General features: G+C 72.3%; 18 protein-coding genes. 6 read left to right on the top strand and 12 right to left on the bottom strand.

The window, feature by feature from the left end:
- The first annotated feature begins 329 nt into the window (after positions 1-329).
- On the top strand, positions 330-1,580 hold the full coding sequence (locus tag EDF34_RS07585; protein ID WP_123370781.1) for an HNH endonuclease signature motif containing protein: 1,251 nt from the start codon (positions 330-332) through the stop codon (positions 1,578-1,580).
- A 178-nt stretch (positions 1,581-1,758) separates the two neighbouring features.
- On the opposite strand, the gene EDF34_RS07580 is transcribed toward EDF34_RS07585, so the two are convergent.
- Complete coding sequence (locus EDF34_RS07580; RefSeq protein WP_123370780.1) at positions 1,759-3,291, bottom strand: peptide MFS transporter; 1,533 nt, start codon at positions 3,289-3,291, stop codon at positions 1,759-1,761.
- Between the two features lie 74 nt (positions 3,292-3,365).
- Here EDF34_RS07580 and EDF34_RS07575 point away from each other — a divergent pair, with 74 nt between their 5' ends.
- Together EDF34_RS07575 and EDF34_RS07570 are read left to right on the top strand one after the other, a co-directional pair.
- A complete protein-coding gene (locus EDF34_RS07575; protein ID WP_123370779.1) occupies positions 3,366-4,712 on the top strand; it encodes a deoxyribodipyrimidine photo-lyase in 1,347 nt (448 codons plus the stop codon).
- A 100-nt stretch (positions 4,713-4,812) separates the two neighbouring features.
- The gene (locus EDF34_RS07570) at positions 4,813-5,388 is read left to right on the top strand and encodes a DoxX family protein (RefSeq protein WP_123370778.1); all 576 of its coding nucleotides are present in this window, start codon (positions 4,813-4,815) and stop codon (positions 5,386-5,388) included.
- Positions 5,389-5,448: 60 nt separating this feature from the next.
- Here the strand turns inward: EDF34_RS07570 and EDF34_RS07565 are convergent, their stop codons facing one another.
- Together EDF34_RS07565 and EDF34_RS07560 are read right to left on the bottom strand one after the other, a co-directional pair.
- Positions 5,449-5,994, bottom strand: coding sequence for a GNAT family N-acetyltransferase (locus EDF34_RS07565; protein ID WP_123370777.1), 546 nt, complete (start codon positions 5,992-5,994; stop codon positions 5,449-5,451).
- A gap of 94 nt (positions 5,995-6,088) precedes the next feature.
- A complete protein-coding gene (locus EDF34_RS07560) occupies positions 6,089-7,099 on the bottom strand; it encodes a hypothetical protein (protein ID WP_148076593.1) in 1,011 nt (336 codons plus the stop codon).
- A gap of 94 nt (positions 7,100-7,193) precedes the next feature.
- Between EDF34_RS07560 and EDF34_RS07555 the strand changes: the two genes are divergently transcribed.
- A complete protein-coding gene (locus tag EDF34_RS07555) occupies positions 7,194-7,787 on the top strand; it encodes a TetR/AcrR family transcriptional regulator (RefSeq protein WP_158615062.1) in 594 nt (197 codons plus the stop codon).
- Between the two features lie 38 nt (positions 7,788-7,825).
- On the opposite strand, the gene gatB is transcribed toward EDF34_RS07555, so the two are convergent.
- The 9 genes from gatB to EDF34_RS07510 form a co-directional block, all read right to left on the bottom strand.
- Positions 7,826-9,334 (bottom strand): Asp-tRNA(Asn)/Glu-tRNA(Gln) amidotransferase subunit GatB, encoded by a 1,509-nt coding sequence (gatB, locus tag EDF34_RS07550; RefSeq protein ID WP_123370774.1) that lies wholly within the window; start codon positions 9,332-9,334, stop codon positions 7,826-7,828.
- Positions 9,331-10,839, bottom strand: a complete 1,509-nt coding sequence (gatA, locus tag EDF34_RS07545) for an Asp-tRNA(Asn)/Glu-tRNA(Gln) amidotransferase subunit GatA (RefSeq protein WP_123370773.1) — start codon at positions 10,837-10,839, stop codon at positions 9,331-9,333. Before gatA ends, gatB begins: the two co-directional genes overlap by 4 nt.
- Entirely contained in the window at positions 10,836-11,135 is a 300-nt protein-coding gene (gene gatC / locus EDF34_RS07540) for an Asp-tRNA(Asn)/Glu-tRNA(Gln) amidotransferase subunit GatC (protein WP_118768119.1), read from the bottom strand. Before gatC ends, gatA begins: the two co-directional genes overlap by 4 nt.
- 22 nt (positions 11,136-11,157) lie before the next feature.
- Positions 11,158-11,580 (bottom strand): pilus assembly protein CpaE, encoded by a 423-nt coding sequence (locus EDF34_RS07535; RefSeq protein ID WP_123370772.1) that lies wholly within the window; start codon positions 11,578-11,580, stop codon positions 11,158-11,160.
- Between the two features lie 39 nt (positions 11,581-11,619).
- The gene (locus EDF34_RS07530) at positions 11,620-12,621 is read right to left on the bottom strand and encodes a sugar phosphate isomerase/epimerase (protein ID WP_123370771.1); all 1,002 of its coding nucleotides are present in this window, start codon (positions 12,619-12,621) and stop codon (positions 11,620-11,622) included.
- 2 nt (positions 12,622-12,623) lie between these two features.
- On the bottom strand, positions 12,624-13,766 hold the full coding sequence (locus EDF34_RS07525; protein WP_123371248.1) for a Gfo/Idh/MocA family protein: 1,143 nt from the start codon (positions 13,764-13,766) through the stop codon (positions 12,624-12,626).
- Positions 13,767-13,896: 130 nt separating this feature from the next.
- Complete coding sequence (locus EDF34_RS07520; RefSeq protein ID WP_123370770.1) at positions 13,897-14,961, bottom strand: substrate-binding domain-containing protein; 1,065 nt, start codon at positions 14,959-14,961, stop codon at positions 13,897-13,899.
- Between the two features lie 50 nt (positions 14,962-15,011).
- A complete protein-coding gene (locus EDF34_RS07515; protein ID WP_123370769.1) occupies positions 15,012-16,061 on the bottom strand; it encodes an ABC transporter permease in 1,050 nt (349 codons plus the stop codon).
- Positions 16,058-17,581, bottom strand: a complete 1,524-nt coding sequence (locus EDF34_RS07510; RefSeq protein WP_199737726.1) for a sugar ABC transporter ATP-binding protein — start codon at positions 17,579-17,581, stop codon at positions 16,058-16,060. The genes EDF34_RS07515 and EDF34_RS07510 overlap by 4 nt, the downstream gene beginning before the upstream one ends.
- Positions 17,582-17,742: 161 nt before the next feature.
- Here EDF34_RS07510 and EDF34_RS07505 point away from each other — a divergent pair, with 161 nt between their 5' ends.
- Together EDF34_RS07505 and EDF34_RS07500 are read left to right on the top strand one after the other, a co-directional pair.
- Positions 17,743-18,924, top strand: coding sequence for an ROK family protein (locus EDF34_RS07505; RefSeq protein WP_123370768.1), 1,182 nt, complete (start codon positions 17,743-17,745; stop codon positions 18,922-18,924).
- Between the two features lie 40 nt (positions 18,925-18,964).
- Positions 18,965-19,615: a ThuA domain-containing protein gene (locus tag EDF34_RS07500; protein WP_123370767.1), complete on the top strand. Its 651-nt coding sequence runs from the start codon at positions 18,965-18,967 to the stop codon at positions 19,613-19,615.
- Positions 19,616-19,618 lie beyond the last annotated feature (3 nt).

Genomic DNA, 19,618 nt, shown 5'->3' with positions numbered 1-19,618 from the left:
GTCTGCGCTGCCGTGCCACGAGATCACGACGTGGGGTGATGACGAGCTCCTCGGCGGGCTGGTCACGGTCGAGGCTCTCGCGCGGCAGGTCGACGCGTGGCGCATCGCCATGGCGGTGGAGGTCGACGAGCGCAGCAGTCGTGCCCACGGGCGGGACGGGCTGGCGGCGAGCCGAGGGTGCCGCACCTCGCGCGAGCTGATCCGACGCGTGACGGGCGCCGCTCAGACGTCCGTCTCACGCTGGCTGCGCCTGGGTCGGGCGACTCGGGAGTCGACGGGCCTGACAGGTCAGCCGCTGCCGTCCCCCTTCGCGCACGTGGGGTGCCGCGATGGCACAGGGGCGGATCAGCACCGATGCGGCGTTGACGATCGTCGACCACCTCGACCCGGTCCGAGCAGCAGCGGGTGACGCGCCGGTGGCGGTGGCCGAGAGGGAGCTCGTGGCCGCGTGCTCGGCGGCTGAGCCCGGCGGGGTTCCGCCGGCGGATGCGGACTCGGTGCGCGTCCAGGCGGCGACATGGGCGGCGTTCCTCGACCAGGACGGCACCGAGCCGCCCGAGACCGACCTGGCGCACCGCTCGCTGCGGCTGGGCGGCACCTACCGCGGGCTGGTCCGGCTGAACGGGCTGCTGCTGCCCGAGGTCGCCGCCGCCCTCGCCGCGTTCGCCGACGCCTGCACCAATCCTCGGACGCCGGACGTCGCGGCTCCTGGCGCAGTCCCGCCTTCGGCCGCCGACGGCCCGGACGCCCTGGACCTGCTGAACGCTCCGGACGCTCCGGACGCTCACCTTGCCGACGCCGACGCGTGGGACCCCGGCGACGACCCGAGCGCAGAGGACACTCCTCTGAGCCCGTCGGCTCTGCCCGACGACCCGCGCACACGGCCGCAGCTCATGCACGACGTGCTCGCGACGGCGCTCGGTGCGGCGGCGCGCGTGGCCGAGCAGCGGTCGGTGGCCGGCAACTCCCCCACCGTGCTGGTCTCCGTGCGCCAGTCCGACCTCGAGGCCGGCCGCGGGACCGCGGCGACGTTCAGCGGAGACCGCTTCGGTGGGCCACTGCCCCTGTCGATGGACGCCACCGTGCAGCTCGCCTGCGCAGGCACGATCCAGCGCATCGCCCTGGACGACCTCGGGGCGGTCGTGGGTCTGTGGTCGCCGGAGCGGTGCTTCACCGGGCAGCAACGCCGCGCCATCGCCCTGCGAGACGGTGGGTGCGTCATCCCCGGCTGCCAGGTCCCTGCGGGGTGGTGCGAGGTCCACCACATCACGCCGCACAAGGACGACCCCGAGGGCACCCACACGTCCAACGGGTGCCTGCTGTGCTGGTACCACCACCGCACCATCGAGACCTCCGGCTGGGAGATCCGCACCCGCAACGGCATCCCCGAGGTCCGGGCACCCGCATGGCTGCGCGCACTGACCCGCGCCGGACCGGGCCGAGGCGGGGAAGAGGGCGGGGAAGACGGTGGCGAGGACCGTGGCGGGGACGGGTGGCAACGCGCCATCGGTACACCGACGCGATTCCTCGACGCGCTGCGCACCCAGGACCTCTCGGCCCAGGTCAGCCTCGCCGGTTGAGCATTGCCCCTTCGGCCGGTCGCGCGAGACCGCTGAGGGCGCCTCGTCGGCTGGAATCCCGCGCCCTCGGCGCACCCCGTCGGCGGAAGCCCGTGTCCTCGCCGCACCCTGTCGGCGGAAGCCCGTGTCCTCGCCGCACCCCGTCGGCCGAAGCCCCGTCCCGGTGTCGCGCGTGCCGTTACTTCGCGGGGCCACCCACGGCGTCTGCGCCCTCGCGGATGTGCCGGGTGACCCACGGCGAGAGAGCGAACATGCCACCCGCGAAGACGAGCGCGACGATCCCGATCCCCCCGAAGTAGGCCGAGTTGCTCACGTCGGCGGTGGCCTGCACGAGCTGGGCGGTGATGGCGTTGCCCGCACTCGTGGCGAGGAACCACAGCGCCATGGCCTGGCCGCGGAACGCCTTCGGTGCGAGCAGCGTCGTGGCTGCCAGTCCCACGGGCGAGAGGCACAGCTCGCCGATCGTCTGGATCAGGTAGACCACGACGAGCACCCACCACGGCGACTTCTCGTCCCCCGCCACCCACGCCGCGGCGCCGAGGAACACGAAGGAGAGCGCGACGAACGTCAGCCCGATGGCGAACTTCACGGCGGTCGGCGGCCGGTCGTCGAGCTTCAGCCACAGCCAGGCGAAGACCGGCGCGAGGACGATGATCATGCCGGGGTTGAGCGACTGGTAGAACGTCGGCGAGATCGTGATGCCGGCCACGGTGCGGTCGGTGAAGTCCTTCGCGTACGTCGACAGCGTGCTCGAGGCCTGCTCGAAGATCATCCAGAACAGCATCGCGGCGATGAACAGCGGCACGTAGGCGCGCAGCCGCGAGCGCTCGGGTGCCGAGACCTTGGGCGAGCGGAACATCACCCAGAACGTGGCGACCGGCGCCGCGAGGGCGATGTAGGACAGGGCGTCGACGAACGTGTCGACCGTGAAGTCGCCCTGGACCAGGTAGGCGATCACCACGGCGACCGCCGCACCGATCCCGACCGCCACGAACAGTCGGATGACGGGCACGCGGTCCGCGCGCGTCAGCGGGTTGGGCGGGACCTCGCCCGCGCCGCCGAGCAGCCCGCGGCCGAGCACGAAGAACACCAGGGCGATCGCCATCCCGACGGCCGCGACCGCGAAGCCCGCGTGGTAGCCCCAGATCTCGTTCGCCGCGCCGACGACGAAGGGCGCGGCGAGCGAGCCGATGTTGATGCCCATGTAGAAGATCGAGAACGCCGAGTCGCGCCGCGGGTCGTCGCGGTCGTACAGCTCGCCGACCATGCTCGACACGTTGGGCTTGAGCAGGCCGGTGCCGAGCGCCACCAGGACGATGCCCGTGAACGTGAAGCCGGCGCCGGGCACGGACAGGAAGACGTGGCCCGCGGCGATGACGACGCCGCCGTAGAGCACCGAGCGGCGGGCGCCGATCACGCGGTCGGCGAGCCAGCCGCCGAGCACCGAGACCAGGTAGACCGACGCGCCGTAGGCGGCGACGAGCGCCTCGCCCGAGGTCTGCTCGATCCCGAGGCCGCCGTTGGCGATCGAGTCCGTCAGGTAGTACAGCAGGATGGCGCGCATCCCGTAGTAGCTGAACCGCTCCCAGAGCTCGGTGCCGAACAGCGTGAAGAGGCCGAGCGGGTGGCCGAAGAACGCATGGTCTCGCGGAACCACGTGGTGCTCGACCGTTGCCACGTCAGGCCCGCCCGGTTCGTCCGCCCTGGTCATCGCTCCATCGTGGCCGGTCAGCACGCCGGGCACCAGCGTTCGCCGAGTGCGGGATCGGGAAATACGGTGACCCGGTGGCGAGCGTGCACTGGTTCCGACGCGACCTGCGCCTCGCGGACAACCCGGCGCTGGTCGCCGCGGTCGACCGCGCACGCGACGACGACGGGCTCGTCGTCCCGCTGTTCGTCGTCGACCCGGCCCTGTGGCGGACCGCCGGTGCGCCCCGGCTGGCCTACCTCGCCGCGTCCCTGCGCGCGCTCGACGAGGAGCTGGACGGGCGCCTCGTCGTGCGCACCGGCCGGGCCACCGAGGTGGTGCCGGCCGTCGCCCGGGAGGTGGGGGCCGGCTCCGTGCACGTCACCGCCGCGACCGAGCCGTACGGGCGACGACGCGACGAGGCCGTCGCGCGGGCCCTCGACGACGCCGAGCTCATCCCCACCGGCTCCCCGTACGCGGTCGCGCCCGGCCGCCTGAGCACCGGGGCGGGCACCCCGTTCCAGGTGTTCACGCCGTTCCGCAACGCGTGGCTCGACCACGGCTGGTCCGCCCCTGCGCCGCTCCCCCGCTCGCCGAGCTGGGCAGAGGTGCCGACGGACGGCGTACCCGACGCACCCGAACCGGACGTCGACCTCCCGCCGGCCGGCGAGCGCGCGGCACACGACCGCTGGCACCGGTTCCTCGACGAGGCGCTCGACGACTACGGCACCGAGCGCGACCGCCCCGACGTCGAGGGCACCTCGTCGATGTCGATCCCGCTGAAGTTCGGCGAGCTGCACCCCCGGACGCTGCTCGCCGACCTCGCCCCCCAGCAGGGCGCGTCGGTCGCCACGTTCCGCTCCGAGCTCGCGTGGCGCGAGTTCCACGCGGACGTGCTGTGGCACCACCCGTCGGCCGCGAGCCGGTCGTTGCGGGTCGTCGTCCCGGAGGACTCCTGGGCGCAGGGCGCGGCGGCCGACGAGGCCTTCGTCACCTGGACCCAGGGCCGCACGGGCTACCCGCTCGTCGACGCCGGGATGCGCCAGCTGCTGGCGACGGGGTGGATGCACAACCGCGTCCGGATGGTCGTCGCGTCGTTCCTGGTCAAGGACCTGCACCAGCGCTGGCAGCGCGGCGCCGAGCACTTCATGGCGTGGCTCGTCGACGGCGACGTGCCGCAGAACCAGCTGAACTGGCAGTGGGTCGCCGGCACCGGCCGCGACGCCGCGCCGTACTTCCGGGTGTTCAACCCCGTGCTGCAGGGCGAGAAGTTCGACCCCGACGGCGACTACGTGCGGCGGTGGGTGCCGGAGCTGCGGGGCATCGCAGGCAAGGCCGTGCACCAGCCGTGGCGGGTCGGGGTGCCGGCCGGCTACCCCGAGCGGATCGTCGATCACAAGGTCGAGCGCGAGGCCGCGCTGGAGGCGTACGGCCGGGGTCGGTGAAGTCGGGACAAACGTCCCGCGGTTCTTCACCGAACGCACACAAGAGTGGAGCTACGGCGCCGACGACGACGCCCCACCGCCCTCCTGGAAAGCCAAGAAGATGACCGCCCTCCGCAGTGCCGAAGTCCCCACCGCCACCGTCACCGAGTCGTCCGTCGTCACGTCGAGCAAGGCCCGCATCGCTCTCGCGCTGGCACGCCTGGCCACCGGATTCATCTTCCTGTGGGCCTTCCTCGACAAGACCTTCGGCCTGCACTACAGCACCGGCGCCGCCGTGGCCGAGGGCAGCCCGACCGCTTCCTGGATCAACGGCGGGACGCCGAGCCAGGGCTTCATGAAGTTCGGCGCCATCGGCCCGTTCAAGGACGTCTTCGCCAACCTGGCCAGCCCGCTGACCGACTGGCTGTTCATGCTCGGCATGCTCGGCGTCGGCGTGGCCGTCATGCTCGGCATCGGCCTGCGCGTCTCGGCCGTCGCCGGCTCGCTCATCATGGCGATGATGTGGGTGGCCGAGTGGCCGCTGCAGCAGGGCTCCACCAACCCGCTGATCGACTACCACGTGATCTACGCGCTGGTCCTGGTCATCGCCGCGCTGACGTTCGCCGGTGACACGTGGGGGCTCGGCCGCTGGTGGGCCAACCTGCCGATCGTGCAGAAGCACTCCTGGCTCCGCTGACGGCCAGGGAGGAGAACGAAGGGCGCGAACCCCACGGGGTTCGCGCCCTTCGTCGTGCGGTCAGTCGAGCTGACCCGCGCGGTACTCGTCCTCGAGGATGCCCATGATGATCGCGTCGCAGAACCCGTCGCCGTCGCGGTACGCGTCGCGCTTGCGGCCCTCGACCCGGAAGCCCAGGTTCTCGTAGAGCGACTTGGCGCGCGCGTTGATGCTCAGCACGTCGAGCTCGACACGGTGCAGCCCGATGCCGTCGAACGCGAACCCGAGCACGAGCTGGATCGCCTCCGTGCCGTACCCGCGCCCCCGGTAGGTCGGACCCATCGCGAGCCGGAGGTTCGCGGAGCGGACCACCTCGTCGACCTCGTTGAGCACGATCTCGCCGCGGAAGCTGTCGTCACCGTTCGCCGTGACCGCGAAGTCGTAGCGCCCCTCGGCGGTGGCGCGGCTCGCGCACCAGGCGTCGATCTGCTCGCGCGTGAACTTCTCCGTGGTCCCGGTCAGGCGCGTGCCCTCGGGGTCGTCGAGCGACAGCCACATCGCGTCGGAATCGTCCGCCCGGATGGGGCGCAGGGTGATCATCTCCCCCTGCAGCGTCGGCTTCTCCATCGACGTCTCCTCTCGTCCCCACGGACGGTACGGCGCACGTGTGGCCACGAGGTTACCGGGACCCGCTCGCTCGGGACCCGGTCCCACGCCGAGGTCAGGAGAAGGTGCCCACGCGGGCGTCCTCGGCCTCCTCGATCGCGGCGCGGGTGGCGGCACCCGTGTCCTTGAAGTGCCCGATGGTCGCGAGCAGGAGCCCGACGACGACCCAGCCCACCAGGGCCAGCCAGAGGCCCGCCGTGCCCGCCGCGGGGAAGTACGAGTGGTCGCGCAGCAGCGCGGCGGCGGCGCCGGGCGGCAGCCACTGGCCGATCGCGCCCCACGGTGCCGGCAGCATCTGCCACGGCGCGGCCGCCGACGCGATCGGGTTGGCGAAGAGCAGGAAGAGCACCGGGCCGACGGCGATGCCCGCGCGGCCGACGATCGACACGACGCCGACGATGACGCCTGCGATCCCGGCCAGCGCCAGCGCGACGATCGCGGCGTTGACGAGGTAGGCGCCCTGCAGCGCGCCGAACATCCCCTGCAGGACGGCGGCGACGGCCAGCCCGCCGACCACGGCGTACGCACCGGTGGCGGCGACGCGGCGCCAGACGCCGACGACGAGCAGCGAGATGCCGATGCCGCCGATCATCCCGCCGATCACCAGGGGCAGCGTGACGAGCCCGAGGATCGTGCCACGAGGGTCGCCCGTGCTCAGTGGCACGAGGTCCGTCACCGGCACGTCCTCGACGCCGAGCTGCTGCGCGAGCACGGGGGCGAGCGCGGCGAGCTGCTGCGCGACGACGGCGCTGCCCGCCGTCGTCGTGAGGACCTCGGGCTGCCCGCCCACGACGATCGCGCCGTACACGTCACGCGACTCGACGAGCGCGACGGCGTCGGCACGGTCGCCCGTCGCGACGACGTCGAACACTCCCGGCGCCCGCTGCTCGAGCGCGGCGTCCAGCTGCGCGACGGCGGCGGACGGGCCGGCCAGCGCGATCGGGAGGTCGTGCGCCTTCGAGGTCGCGCTCGGCCACAGGAAGGCCAGGGCGAGCAGGGTGACGACCGCGGAGAGGGCGGCACCGATGCCGAGCAGGCGGCGCCAGGGGGTGTGCAGGGTGGACATGACGATCTCCTCAAACCGAATGTTCGTTCTGGTTCAAGGGTGCGACCCGGTCTCTCGAGTTGTCAAGAACGTTCGTTCGTTTTTATGCTGGGGTGTGCCCAAGGTCACCGAGCAGTACCGCGTCGCGCGGCGTCAGGAGATCGCCGACGCCGCGTTGCGGGCGTTCCGGCGCAAAGGCTTCCACGCCACGTCCATGGCGGAGATCATCGCCGAGTCGGGGTTGTCCGCCGGTGCGATCTACGGTCACTACCCGAGCAAGGAGTCGCTCGTGGTCGACGTGGCGTCGCGCATCGTCGACGCGCGCATCGCCGACATCGAGAAGCTCGCGACGCTCGACCCGATGCCGCCGCCGCCCGCCCTGCCCCGCACGATCGTCACCGCGATGCAGCACGAGCTCGGCGCGCCGGGGATCATGCTGCAGATGTGGGGCGAGGGCGTGACCGACCCGGCGATCCGCGAGCTCGCGGCGTCGGTGGTCCACCGGCTGCGCGCCACCATGGGGCGCTACGTCTCGCTGTGGCAGCAGCGCACCCACGGCCTCGACCCTGCGGAGGCGGACGCGCTCGGCGCCGAGCAGAGCGTGCTGGTCGTCGCTGCCGTGCAGAGCTACATCGTGCAGACGTCACTCATCCCGGGCTTCGACGGCGACGCGTACCTGCGGGTTCAGGAGAAGTACCTGCCGCGCTGACGGTCCGGCCCCCGGCGTGGGGGGCCGGACCGGGCGCGTCAGCCCTTCAGGCGCTCGAGCACCAGCTCGCGCACGCGGCCGGCGTCGGCCTGACCGCGGGTGGCCTTCATGACCGCGCCGATGATGGCGCCGATCGGCCCCTGGTTGCCGCCGCGGATCTTCTCCGCGAGGTCCGGCTGCGCGGCCAGTGCCGCGTCGATCGCGTCGAGCAGCGGGCCGTCGTCGGACACGACCTCGAGGCCGCGCGCGACGACGACCGCCTCGGGCTCGCCCTCGCCGGCCAGCACGCCCTCGAGCACCTGCCGCGCGAGCTTGTCGTTGATCCGGCCGCTGTCGACGAGCGACTGCAGCGCGCCGATCTGGGCGGGCGTGATCGGCAGGTCGGCGAGCTCGACCTCCTGCTGCTTGGCGGTCCGGGCCAGCTCGCCCATCCACCACTTGCGCGCGGCGGCCGGCGACGCGCCCGCTGCGACGGTCGCCTCGATGAGCTCGACCGCACCGGCGTTGACGACGTCCCGCATCTCGGCGTCGGCGTAGCCCCACTCCCCCTGCAGCCGGCGGCGGCGGGCCGCGGGCAGCTCGGGCAGCGCGGCCCGGATCTCCTCGATCCACGCGCGGTCGGGGACGATCGGCGCGAGGTCCGGCTCGGGGAAGTACCGGTAGTCCTCGGCGTCGGACTTGATGCGCCCGGACGTCGTGCTGCCGGTGTCCTCGTGCCAGTGCCGCGTCTCCTGCGTGACCGTGGCGCCCGCGTCGAGGACGGCCGCCTGGCGGCTGATCTCGTAGCGGACCGAGCGCTCGACCGAGCGGAACGAGTTGACGTTCTTGGTCTCGGTGCGGGTGCCGAGCGGCGACTCGGGCGTCGGGCGCAGCGAGACGTTGACGTCGGCGCGCACGTTGCCGCGCTCCATGCGGGCCTCGGAGACCTCCAGCGCGCGGAACAGGTCGCGCAGGGTCTGGACGTACCTGCGCGCCACCTCGGGCGCGCGCTCGCCCGCGCCCGTGATGGGCCGCGTGACGATCTCCACGAGCGGGATGCCGGCGCGGTTGTAGTCGACGAGCGAGTACTCCGCGCCGTGGATGCGACCCGTCGAGCCGCCGACGTGGGTGTTCTTGCCCGCGTCCTCCTCCATGTGCGCGCGCTCGATGTCGACCCGGAACACGGTCCCGTCCTCGAGCTCGACGTCGACGTAGCCGTCGAACGCGATGGGCTCGTCGTACTGCGACGTCTGGAAGTTCTTCGGCACGTCCGGGTAGAAGTAGTTCTTCCGGGCGAACCGGCAGCTCTCCGCGATCGAGCAGTTCAGCGCGAGGCCGATCCGGATCGCGTACTCCACGGCCTTCTCGTTGACGACCGGCAGCGCGCCGGGCAGGCCGAGCGAGACGGGCGTGACCGACGTGTTCGGCTCCTCGCCGAACCCGGCGGGCGCGCCGTCGAACATCTTCGTGGCGGTACCGAGCTCGACGTGCACCTCGATGCCGATGACGGGGTCGAAGCGGGCGACGGCTTCGTCGTAGTCGACGAGGTCGACGAGGGCGGCGCTCATCGGGTCTCCAGTTCCGGGGCGCGGCCCAGCAGCGGGCCACCCCACGTGTTCTCCAGCAGGGCCTCGAGCGCGGCGCCCACCCGGTAGAGGCGGTCGTCCGCCTTGGCGGGTGCGAGCACCTGGAAGCCGACGGGCAGGCCGTCGTCGGACAGGCCGCTCGGCAGCGAGAGGCCGGGCACGCCGGCCAGGTTCGCGGGGATCGTCGCGACGTCGTTGAGGTACATCGCCAGCGGGTCGTCGAGCTTCTCGCCGAGCTTGAACGCCGTGGTCGGTGCGGTCGGCGAGACGAGCACGTCGGCCTTCTCGAACGCGGCGGCGAAGTCGCGCTGGATGAGGGTGCGCACCTTCTGGGCCGAGCCGTAGTAGGCGTCGTAGTAGCCCGCCGACAGCGCGTACGTTCCGAGGATGATGCGGCGCTTGACCTCGTCGCCGAAGCCCTGGCCGCGCGTCGCGGACATCACGCGCTCGGCGGTGGGGTGGTCCTCGGGGACCACGCGCAGGCCGAACCGCATGCCGTCGAACTTGGCCAGGTTGCTCGACGCCTCCGCCGGCAGGATCAGGTAGTACGCGGCGAGCGCGTACTCGAAGTGCGGGCAGGACACCTCGACGATCTCGGCGCCCGCGGAGCGCAGCAGCTCGAGCGACTCGTCGAACCGTGCCTGGACGCCGGCCTGGTAGCCCTCGCCCTGCAGCTCGGTGATGACGCCGACGCGCACGCCGGTCAGGTCACCGTTCGCGCCCAGGCGGGCGGCGCCGACGAGGTCCGGCAGCGGCTCGTCGATGCTCGTCGAGTCGCGCGGGTCGTGGCCGCCGATGAGCTCGTGCAGCAGCGCGCTGTCCAGCACGGTGCGCGTGACCGGGCCGGCCTGGTCGAGCGACGACGCGAGGGCGATGAGGCCGTACCTCGACACGCCGCCGTAGGTCGGCTTGACGCCGACGGTGCCGGTGACGGCCGCGGGCTGGCGGATCGAGCCCCCCGTGTCCGTGCCGATCGCCAGGGGCGCCTCGTAGGCCGCGACGGCCGCGGCCGAACCGCCGCCGGATCCGCCGGGGATCCGGTCGAGGTCCCAGGGGTTGTGGGTGTTGCCGTAGGCCGAGTGCTCGGTGCTCGAGCCCATGGCGAACTCGTCCATGTTGGTCTTGCCGAGGATCGGCAGGCCGGCCGCCTTGATCCGCTCGACGAGCGTCGCGTCGTAGGGCGGCACCCAGCCCTCGAGGATCTTCGACCCGGCGGTCGTGGGCAGCCCCTGCGTCACGACGACGTCCTTGACGGCGATCGGCACGCCGGCGAGCGCATGCAGCTCCTCGCCAGCGGCCCGACGCGCGTCGACGTCCGCGGCCGTGGCGAGGGCCTCGTCCGTGCTGACGTGCAGGAACGCGTGCACCGCGCCGTCGACGGCGGCGATGCGGTCCAGGTGGGCCTGCGTGGCCTCGACGCTGGACGCCTGGCCGGACGTCAGGGCGTCCGCGAGCGCCGCGGCGCTCAGGCGCGTGAGGTCGCTCATGAGTCCTCCCCCAGGATCTGCGGGACGAGGAACTTGCCGTCCTGGGCCGCCGGGGCGGACGCCAGCACGGCGTCACGGTCCACGGTCGCGACCGGCACGTCGGTGCGGAACACGTTCGACAGGGGCAGGGGGTGGCTGGTGGCCGGCACGTCCGGCGTGGCGATCTCGCTCACGCGCGCGACCGACTCGACGATCACGTCGAGCTCGCCGGCGAGCCGGTCCAGCTCGGCGGGAGTCAGGTCGATCCGGGCCAGCCCCGCCACGCGCGCGACCTCGTCGCGGGAGAGGGAGGACATGGGTCCGAGTCTAGTGGGGTGCTCAGACCACCCGGTCGACGGCCGCCGTGACCAACGAGAGCAGCGCCTGCGCATAGGCGTCCTCGGCGGTGTCGGCCGTGAACAGCTGCTCGGGCCGGCCCGAGACCTCGATGAGCACCTGGTGCGTGCCGTCGGTCGCGCGGGCCAGCGAGCGGAACGTGCTCCCCAGCTTCGACCGCAGCTGGTCCTCACGCGGCAGCCACAGCGCGTCGTCCTGCGCCACGGAGTCCAGCGCCCACTCGGTCGTGCCGTTGAACCCCAGCACCGTGCCGGTGTCGTACCGGTGCGCCTCGATCGTCATCTCGCTGATCGTGAAGACCTCCTCGTCCAGCCCGTCGACGAGCACGACGAACGAGTCACCGGACGCAGGGTTCCACCGCAGCCCCGAGGCCCGGAGCAGCAGCGCGAGGTCGGTGGAGATCATCGCGCCAGTATCTCCCCGGCGCGACGACCCGTCGCCCGCTCAGCGCGAGCTGAACGCCGCGTCGAACGCCGCGGTCGGCGCCGCGAAGGCGTTGCGGCGCACGAACTCGAGCGCGTCGGGCGCGCCCACCAGCCGATCCATCCCGGCGTCCTCCCACTCCACCGAGATCGGCCCGTCGTACCCGATCGCGTTGAGCGCGCGGAACGAGGCCTCCCACGGGACGTCGCCGCGGCCGGTCGAGACGAAGTCCCACCCGCGGCGCTGGTCGCCCCAGCCCAGGTGCGACGAGAGCCGGCCGTTGCGGCCGTTGCCGAGGCGGAGCTTCACGTCCTTGCAGTCGACGTGGTAGATCCGGTCCGCGAAGTCGCCGATGAAGTCGACCGGGTCGAGCTGCTGCCAGATGAAGTGGCTCGGGTCCCAGTTGAGCCCGAACGCCTCGCGGTGGCCGATCGCCTCGAGCGTGCGCACCGTCGTCCAGTAGTCGTACGCGATCTCGCTGGGGTGCACCTCGTGCGCGAACCGCACGCCCACCTCGTCGAACACGTCGAGGATCGGGTTCCACCGGTCGGCGAAGTCCTGGTAGCCCGCGTCGATCGCGGCCTGGGAGACCGGCGGGAACATCGCGACGTACTTCCAGATCGACGACCCGGTGAAGCCGACCACGGTCTTCACCCCGAGCTTGGCGGCCAGGCGCGCGGTGTGCTGCATCTCGGTCGCCGCACGCTGCCGCACGCCCTCGGGGTCACCGTCGCCCCACACGACGTCCGGGAGGATGTCGCGGTGCCGCTGGTCGATGGGGTCGTCGCAGACGGCCTGGCCCTTGAGGTGGTTCGAGATCGCCCAGACCTTGAGCCCGTGGCGTTCCAGGATCTCCCGCCGGCCGGCCACGTACTCCTCGTCGTCCCAGCGCCAGGGGTCGAGGTGGTCGCCCCAGCAGGCGATCTCCAGCCCGTCGTAGCCCCAGCCGGCCGCGAGCCGCGCGACCTCCTCGAACGGCAGGTCGGCCCACTGGCCGGTGAACAGGGTGATCGGTCGCGCCATGGTCAGCTCTCCTTGGTCGGGGTCCACACGGAGTCGGCTCCTGCCGAGCGTTCCACGGCGTCCAGCACGCGCTGCACCTGCAGCCCGTCGGCGAACGTGGGGCTCGGGGCCGCGCCGGTGGCGATGCCGCCGACGAGGTCGACGACCTGGTGGGTGAAGGCGTGCTCGTACCCGAGCCCGTGGCCTGCGGGCCACCAGGCCCCGACGAACGGGTGCTCGGGCTCGGTGACGACGATCCGCCGGAACCCCGCGGTCGTGGCCGGCTCCGCGGCGTCGAAGTAGTGCAGGACGTTCATGTCCTCGAAGTCGAACGCGATGGACCCCGCCGAGCCGTTGATCTCGAGCCGGATGGCGTTCTTGCGGCCGTAGGCGAACCGGGTCGCCTCGAAGGTGGCCAGGCCGCCGCCGGACATCCGGCCCAGGAAGATCGCCGCGTCGTCGACGGTCACGGGGCCGGTGCGACCCGAGGACGACGACGCGCTCAGGCCGCTCGACGAGTCCGCGACGGGGCGCTCGTGCACGAACGTCTCGAGCACGGCCGAGACGCCCGTCACCTGCTCGCCGGTGATGAACTGCGCGAGGTCGACGATGTGCGCGCCGATGTCCCCCAGGGCGCCCGAGCCGGCCTTCTGCTTGTCGAGCCGCCAGGACAGCGGCGCGGCGGGGTCGGCGATCCAGTCCTGCAGGTACTGCGCACGGACGTGGCGGACGGTGCCGACGCGGCCGTCGGCGACCAGGCTGCGTGCGAGCTGGATCGCCGGCACGCGGCGGTAGGTGAAGCCGACCATCGCGACCCCCGGGGCGACCGCTGCCGCGGCGGCCATCGCCTCGGCCTCGGCGACCGAGTTGGCCAGCGGCTTCTCGCACAGCACGTGCTTGCCCGCCTCGAGCGCGGCGATCGCGATCTCGGCGTGGGTGTCACCCGGCGTGCAGACGTCGACGAGGTCCACGTCGTCGCGCCCGACGAGCGCCTTCCAGTCCGTCTCGACGTCGCGCCACCCCTGGGTGGCCGCCGCGGCACGGACCGCGGCCTCGTTGCGGCCGGCGACCGCCGCCATGTCGACGGCGAGCGGCAGGTCGAAGAACCGGGGCGCGTTGCGCCATGCCTGCGCGTGCGCCACGCCCATGAAGGCGTAGCCGACCATCCCCACGCCGAGGCGCGGCAGGTCGGGTGCTGCGGGGGGTGCGGTCACGGAGAGCCTCCTCGGGCGCTGTGCTGAGACCGGGCTGGGGACCGGGCGGGCCGCAGGGCTGCAGCGGCCCGCCCGGTCGGTGTCAGGACTCGAAGGCCGTCGGCAGGTACTTGTCGACGTTCGTCTTGGTCACCACGGGTGCGTACAGCTGCACCTTGCGCGGCACCTCGACCTCGACGAGGTCGCTCATCGACTTGCCCTGCACGAGGAGCCGGGCGAGCTTGATGCCGTCCGCGGCCTGCGTGGAGGGGTAGATGACCGTGGCCTTGAGGACCGTGTTGTCCGCCTTGATCGCGTCCATGACGTTCTTCGAGCCGGCGCCGCCGACCATGAAGAACTCGTCACGCCCCGCCTCCTCGATCGCCGCGAGGACGCCGACGCCCTGGTCGTCGTCGTGGTTCCAGATGGCGTCGAGCTTCGGTGCCGCCTGGAGCAGGCTGGCGGTGGCCGAGTTGCCGCCCTGCGGCGTGAAGTCCGCCGCGACGCGGTTCGAGACCTTGAGCCCGCAGGTGCCGAGCGCGTCGGCGAAGCCCTTGCTGCGGTCCTGCGTCAGGGGCAGGGAGTCGATGCCGGCGATCTCGGCGACCTTGGCGTCGGACTTGCCCTTGAGCTGCTCGCAGATGTAGGCGCCGGCGCTGACGCCCATGCCGTAGTTGTCGCCGAGCACCGTGGTGCGCGCGGCGTTGGGGTCGGAGAACTCCCGGTCGACGTTGACGACGACGATCCCGGCGTTCATCGCCTTGGTGGCGACCTCCGTGAGGGCCGCGCCGTCGAACGGGAGCAGCACGATGGCGTCGACGCCGTCGTTGATGAACTGCTCGATCTGGCTGATCTGGACGTTGGGGTCGTTGGTGCCCTCGGCCTGCTTGAGCTCCACGTCGGAGTACTTGCCGGCCTCGGCGACAGCGCCCTTGGTGATCGCGCCCATCCAGCCGTGGTCGGCGGCGGGTGCGGAGAAGCCGATGACGACCTTGTCGCCCGGCTCGTCGTTGCCCGACGACGCACCCGGCTGGACGGCCGCGCTCGACGTGTCCTCGCTCGGGTCCTCCTCCGGGGTGTTCGAGGTGCAGCCCGACACGACGAGCGTGAGGGCTGCTGCGGTGCCGGCGATGGCGAGCCAGCGGCGGCGCAGGGGTGCTGCGGACATGGCGATCCTCCTTGATCGGGTGGTGCAGGGGGTGTCAGTGCGTGCGGGTCTCAGGTGCTGGCACGGGAGCGCTCGGCGATGCGCTGCTGGAGCATGACGGCGACGACGATGATCACGCCCTTGGCCACCGCCTGCGCCGAGATCGACAGGTTGTTCTGCGTGAACACGTTCGTGAGGGTGGAGAAGATCAGGACACCCAGGACGGTGCCGACGATGGTGCCGCGACCGCCGGCGAGCAGCGTGCCGCCGACGACGACCGCCGCGATGGCGTCGAGCTCGTAGTACAGACCGTTGGTGGAGCTGCCGGCCGACGTGCGGCCGAGCATCATGACCCCCGCGATCCCGGCCGCGAGGCCGGCAAGCGCGTAGAGGTAGGTGGTGTGGCGCTTGACGTTGATGCCGGCCAGGCGCGCGGCCTCGGGGTTGCCGCCGACGGCGATCGTGCGGCGCCCGAACGTGGTGCGGTTGAGCAGGATCCACGCGCCCACGGCCACGAGCACGAAGATCCACACGAGCGTGGGGATCCCGAGCACGTCGGCGCGGAAGAAGTCCAGGAAGCCCTGGACCTTGACGATCTGGGTCTGCCGGTTGGCGATGATCTCCGCCAGGCCGCGCGCGGCGACCATCATCGCGAGGGTCGCGATGAACGCGACGACTTTTCCGTAGGCGATCAGCACGCCGTTGACGAGCCCGGCACCCAGCCCGACGAGCAGCGCGACGCCGACCATGACGACCCAGTGCGTGTCGTTCGCCATCGTCTGCGTCGCGACCGTGCTCGCCCAGACCGACGCCAGGCCGAGCACCGACCCGACGGACAGGTCGATTCCTCCGCCGGTGATGACGAAGGTCATCCCGATGCTCAGCACCCCGATGATCGCGGCCAGCCGCAGGATCGTCAGGAGGTTGTTGACGCTGGCGAACCGGTCACCGGCGGTGATGACGCCGACCACGCACAGCGCGACCAGCGCGATGACGAGGCCGAGGTTGCGGCCGGCACCGCCGCTCAGGAGGCTGCGGCGTCCGACGGCGGTCGACGCGTTCTCCACCCGGGCGGACTCGTCCGCTGCCGGCACCTTCGCCGTGAGGTCCTGGTCGCTCACGCGGCACTTCCTTCCATGACGAGGTCGAGCACCCGGTGCTCGTCGATCTGCGACGTCGGTCCCTCGTGGACCACGCGCCCTTCGGACACCACGAGGACGCGGTCGGCCAGGCCGAGCACCTCCTCGATCTCGCTCGAGACCACGACGACGGCGGTGCCGCGCGCGGCGAGCTCGGCGATCAACGCGTAGATCTCGGCGCGCGCGCCCACGTCCACGCCGCGGGTCGGCTCGTCGAGGAGCAGCACCCGGCAGCCGTGCACCAGCCAGCGGGCGAGCAGCACCTTCTGCTGGTTGCCGCCCGACAGCGTCCGCGCGTGGCGGTCGCCGTCCGCGGGCCGGACGTCGAGCGCGCTGATCTGGGCTCCCGCCTCGCGCTTCTCGCCGGCCTCGTCGAGGAAACCGGCCCTGGCGGTGCGGGAGAAGCTCGTCAGCGTGATGTTGCGGTACACCGGCTCGTCGAGCAGCAGCCCCTGGCTCTTGCGCTCCTCCGGGCACAGGCCGATCCCGGCGCGCACGGCCTCGGGGACCGACCCGGGTCGCAGGGCGGTCCCGCCGATCTCCACCCGACCGCTGGTGGCCTTCCGCGCGCCGAAGACGGTCTCGAGGATCTCCGACCGCCCCGAGCCGACGAGCCCGGCCAGCCCGACGACCTCACCGGCGCGCACGTCGAACGAGACGTCGCTGAACGACCCGCGCAGCCCCAGGTTCTCGACGTGCACGAGCGTGGGGGCGTCGTCGGCCACCGGCGGACGACGCGGGATCGCGTACTCGACGTTGCGACCGGTCATCAGGCGGATCAGCTCCGCGGTCGGGGTGTCGGCCACGGCGAGCCCGCTGGCGACCGTGCGCCCGTCCTTGAGGACGGTGATCCGGTCGCCGATCTGGCGGATCTCCTCGAGCCGGTGGGAGATGTAGACGACGGCGACACCCTCGGCGGTCAGGTCCCGCACCACGCGGAAGAGGTTCGCGACCTCCTCGGAGTCGAGCACCGCGGACGGCTCGTCCATCACGATGACGCGAGCGTCGTGCGACAGGGCCCGCGCCATGCTGACGATCTGCTTGCCGGCGGCGGACAGCGTGCCGACCTCCCGGCGCGGCGAGATACCGCTGTGCCCGAGGCGCGCGAGCAGCTTCCTGGTGTGCTGGATCGCGGCGCGGCGCTGGGAGAAGCCGGCGGTCGCGAGCTCGTGACCGAGGTAGACGTTCTCCGCGACCGACAGCCCGTCGACGACGTCGAGCTCCTGGTACATCGTCGCGATGCCGAGCTTCAGCCCCGCGACCGGGTGCGTGATCGTGACGGGCCGGCCGTCGATGAGGATCTCGCCCTCGTCGGGCTGGTGCGCGCCGGCGAGCACCTTGATCAGCGTGGACTTGCCCGCGCCGTTCTGGCCGAGCAGGCAGTGCACCTCGCCGGCACGGATGTCGAGGTCCACGCCGTCGAGGGCGCGGGCACCGGGGAACTGCTTCACGATGCCTCGCATCGTCAGCAGCCCGGCTGTCTGGGGGTCGTCGGTGACCATGCGGACGAACCTAGGGACACTTCTGTCGGGCGTCAAGCAAAAGTCGAGAGTTCTGTGGCAGAGTTATGCGAACGTGATCTGCACAAGTCCGGGATCAGGGCGCGAGGGCCACGACGCGGAAGCCGCGCTCGTGACGGAGACGGGGGTGGTTCACTGTGCGCATGGACGAGCTGACCAAGTTCGCCCCCAGGCCGACCGGGGCCGGGGAGATGTTCCAGCTCCTCCGTGACGGCCAGCCCCGCACCCGCGCTGACCTGGCCACTCTCACCGGGCAGGCGCGCTCGACCATCGCCGCGCGGGTCGACCTGCTGCTGGCCTCCGGCTTCGTGACGCCCGCCGGCGAGGCGACCTCCACGGGCGGCCGCCCGCCGGCCACGTTCCGGTTCAACCCCGCGGCGCGCGTGGTCCTGGCCGTCGACCTCGGCGCGACCCACTCGCGCCTCGCCCTGACCGACCTCACCGGCACGGTCCTCGCCGAGCACGCCGAGCAGATCGCGATCGCCGAGGGCCCCGAGCCGGTCCTCGACCGCGTCGTCGAGCTCGCGCACGAGCTGCTGGCCACGGCGGGCAGGCCCGTCTCCGACCTGGTCAGCGTCGGCATGGGCCTGCCCGGACCCGTCGAGCACTCCACCGGGCGGCCCATCAACCCGCCGATCATGCCCGGCTGGGACGACGCCGACGTGCCCGGCCTGCTCAGCCGGCGGCTGCACGTCCCGGTGCTCGTCGACAACGACGTCAACATCATGGCGCTCGGCGAGCACACGTCGCAGTGGCCGACGGTCGACCACCTGCTGTTCGTCAAGGTCGCCACCGGCATCGGGGCGGGGATCATCTCCGACGGCGCCATCCGCCGCGGCGCGCAGGGCTCGGCGGGCGACCTCGGCCACATCGCCGTTCCCGGCGGGCTCGACCTGCCGTGCCGCTGCGGCAACACCGGGTGCCTCGAGGCCGTCGCGAGCGGACCGGCGATCGCCTCCGCCCTCACCGCGCTCGGTACGGCCGCCGCGAGCGGAGCGGACGTGGTCGCCCTCGTCCGCGCGGGCGACCTGGACGCGAGCCGCGAGGTCCGTGAGGCCGGCCGGCACATCGGCGGCGTGCTCGCCGCGTGCGTGAGCATGCTCAACCCGTCGGTCATCGTCATCGGCGGCCAGGTCGCCGAGGCGGGTGAGCACCTCATCGCCGGGATCCGCGAGGTGGTGTACCGCCGGTCGCTACCGTTGGCCACGCAGCACCTGCGCATCGTCGCCTCCCGCACCAAGGGGCGCGCGGGCGTGCTGGGCGCGAGCGCCATGGCAGCCGACCACGTGCTGTCCGCCGCCGCGATCGACGCCCACATCGCCTGAGACCATCGATCCACCGGCCAACGAAGACCAGGAGGACACCGTGACCCGTCGGGCACTCGTCGTGCGTGGAGGGTGGGACGGCCACGCCCCGGAGGAGGCGGCCGACCTGTTCGTGCCGTTCCTGCGCGAGCACGACTTAGACGTCACCGTCGAGGGCTCGCTCGAGGTGTACGCCGACACCGAGTTCATGGCCTCGACCGACCTCGTCGTCCAGTGCTGGACGATGGGCGACATCCTGGCCGACGAGCTGCGCGGCCTGCGGACCGCCGTCGCCGCGGGGACCGGCTTCGCCGGGTGGCACGGCGGCATCGTCGACTCCTTCCGGATGGCGACCGACTACCTGCAGCTCGTCGGCGCGCAGTTCGTCGCCCACCCCGGCGGGATCGTCGACCACACCGTGTCGATCACGCGGCCCGAGCACCCGATCGTCGAGGGCGTGCACGACTTCGCGCTGCACTCCGAGCAGTACTGGCTGCTCACGGACCCGCTCAACGAGGTCCTGGCCACCACGACCATCACGCCGGGCCCCGGCGACGAGTGGCACGCACCCGTGACCTCGCCCGCGGTCTGGACCCGCCGCTGGGGAGCCGGGCGCGTGTTCGTGGCGACGCCCGGCCACCACCTCGCGGACCTGGAGACGCCCGCGCTGCGGACGATCATCGAGCGCGGCATGCTCTGGGCGGCCCGGTAGGGA

Origin of the sequence: Cellulomonas sp. PhB150 (genome assembly GCF_003755175.1) — a bacterium.
Taxonomy (GTDB): domain Bacteria; phylum Actinomycetota; class Actinomycetes; order Actinomycetales; family Cellulomonadaceae; genus Cellulomonas.
This window is presented reverse-complemented; position numbering and strand designations above follow the sequence as displayed.

What these genes read in the sequence shown, in the direction of transcription:
- EDF34_RS07565 (WP_123370777.1), bottom strand. Translation starts at nt 5,994, where the DNA reads ATGGAGAAGCCGACGCTGCAGGGGGAGATGATCACCCTGCGCCCCATC.
- EDF34_RS07505 (WP_123370768.1), top strand. Translation starts at nt 17,743, where the DNA reads ATGGACGAGCTGACCAAGTTCGCCCCCAGGCCGACCGGGGCCGGGGAG.
- EDF34_RS07520 (WP_123370770.1), bottom strand. Translation starts at nt 14,961, where the DNA reads ATGTCCGCAGCACCCCTGCGCCGCCGCTGGCTCGCCATCGCCGGCACC.
- EDF34_RS07580 (WP_123370780.1), bottom strand. Translation starts at nt 3,291, where the DNA reads ATGACCAGGGCGGACGAACCGGGCGGGCCTGACGTGGCAACGGTCGAG.
- EDF34_RS07510 (WP_199737726.1), bottom strand. Translation starts at nt 17,581, where the DNA reads ATGGTCACCGACGACCCCCAGACAGCCGGGCTGCTGACGATGCGAGGC.
- gatC (WP_118768119.1), bottom strand. Translation starts at nt 11,135, where the DNA reads ATGTCCTCCCTCTCCCGCGACGAGGTCGCGCGCGTGGCGGGGCTGGCC.
- gatB (WP_123370774.1), bottom strand. Translation starts at nt 9,334, where the DNA reads ATGAGCGCCGCCCTCGTCGACCTCGTCGACTACGACGAAGCCGTCGCC.
- EDF34_RS07560 (WP_148076593.1), bottom strand. Translation starts at nt 7,099, where the DNA reads ATGTCCACCCTGCACACCCCCTGGCGCCGCCTGCTCGGCATCGGTGCC.
- gatA (WP_123370773.1), bottom strand. Translation starts at nt 10,839, where the DNA reads ATGAGCGACCTCACGCGCCTGAGCGCCGCGGCGCTCGCGGACGCCCTG.
- EDF34_RS07570 (WP_123370778.1), top strand. Translation starts at nt 4,813, where the DNA reads ATGACCGCCCTCCGCAGTGCCGAAGTCCCCACCGCCACCGTCACCGAG.
- EDF34_RS07585 (WP_123370781.1), top strand. Translation starts at nt 330, where the DNA reads ATGGCACAGGGGCGGATCAGCACCGATGCGGCGTTGACGATCGTCGAC.
- EDF34_RS07535 (WP_123370772.1), bottom strand. Translation starts at nt 11,580, where the DNA reads ATGATCTCCACCGACCTCGCGCTGCTGCTCCGGGCCTCGGGGCTGCGG.
- EDF34_RS07525 (WP_123371248.1), bottom strand. Translation starts at nt 13,766, where the DNA reads ATGGTCGGCTACGCCTTCATGGGCGTGGCGCACGCGCAGGCATGGCGC.
- EDF34_RS07530 (WP_123370771.1), bottom strand. Translation starts at nt 12,621, where the DNA reads ATGGCGCGACCGATCACCCTGTTCACCGGCCAGTGGGCCGACCTGCCG.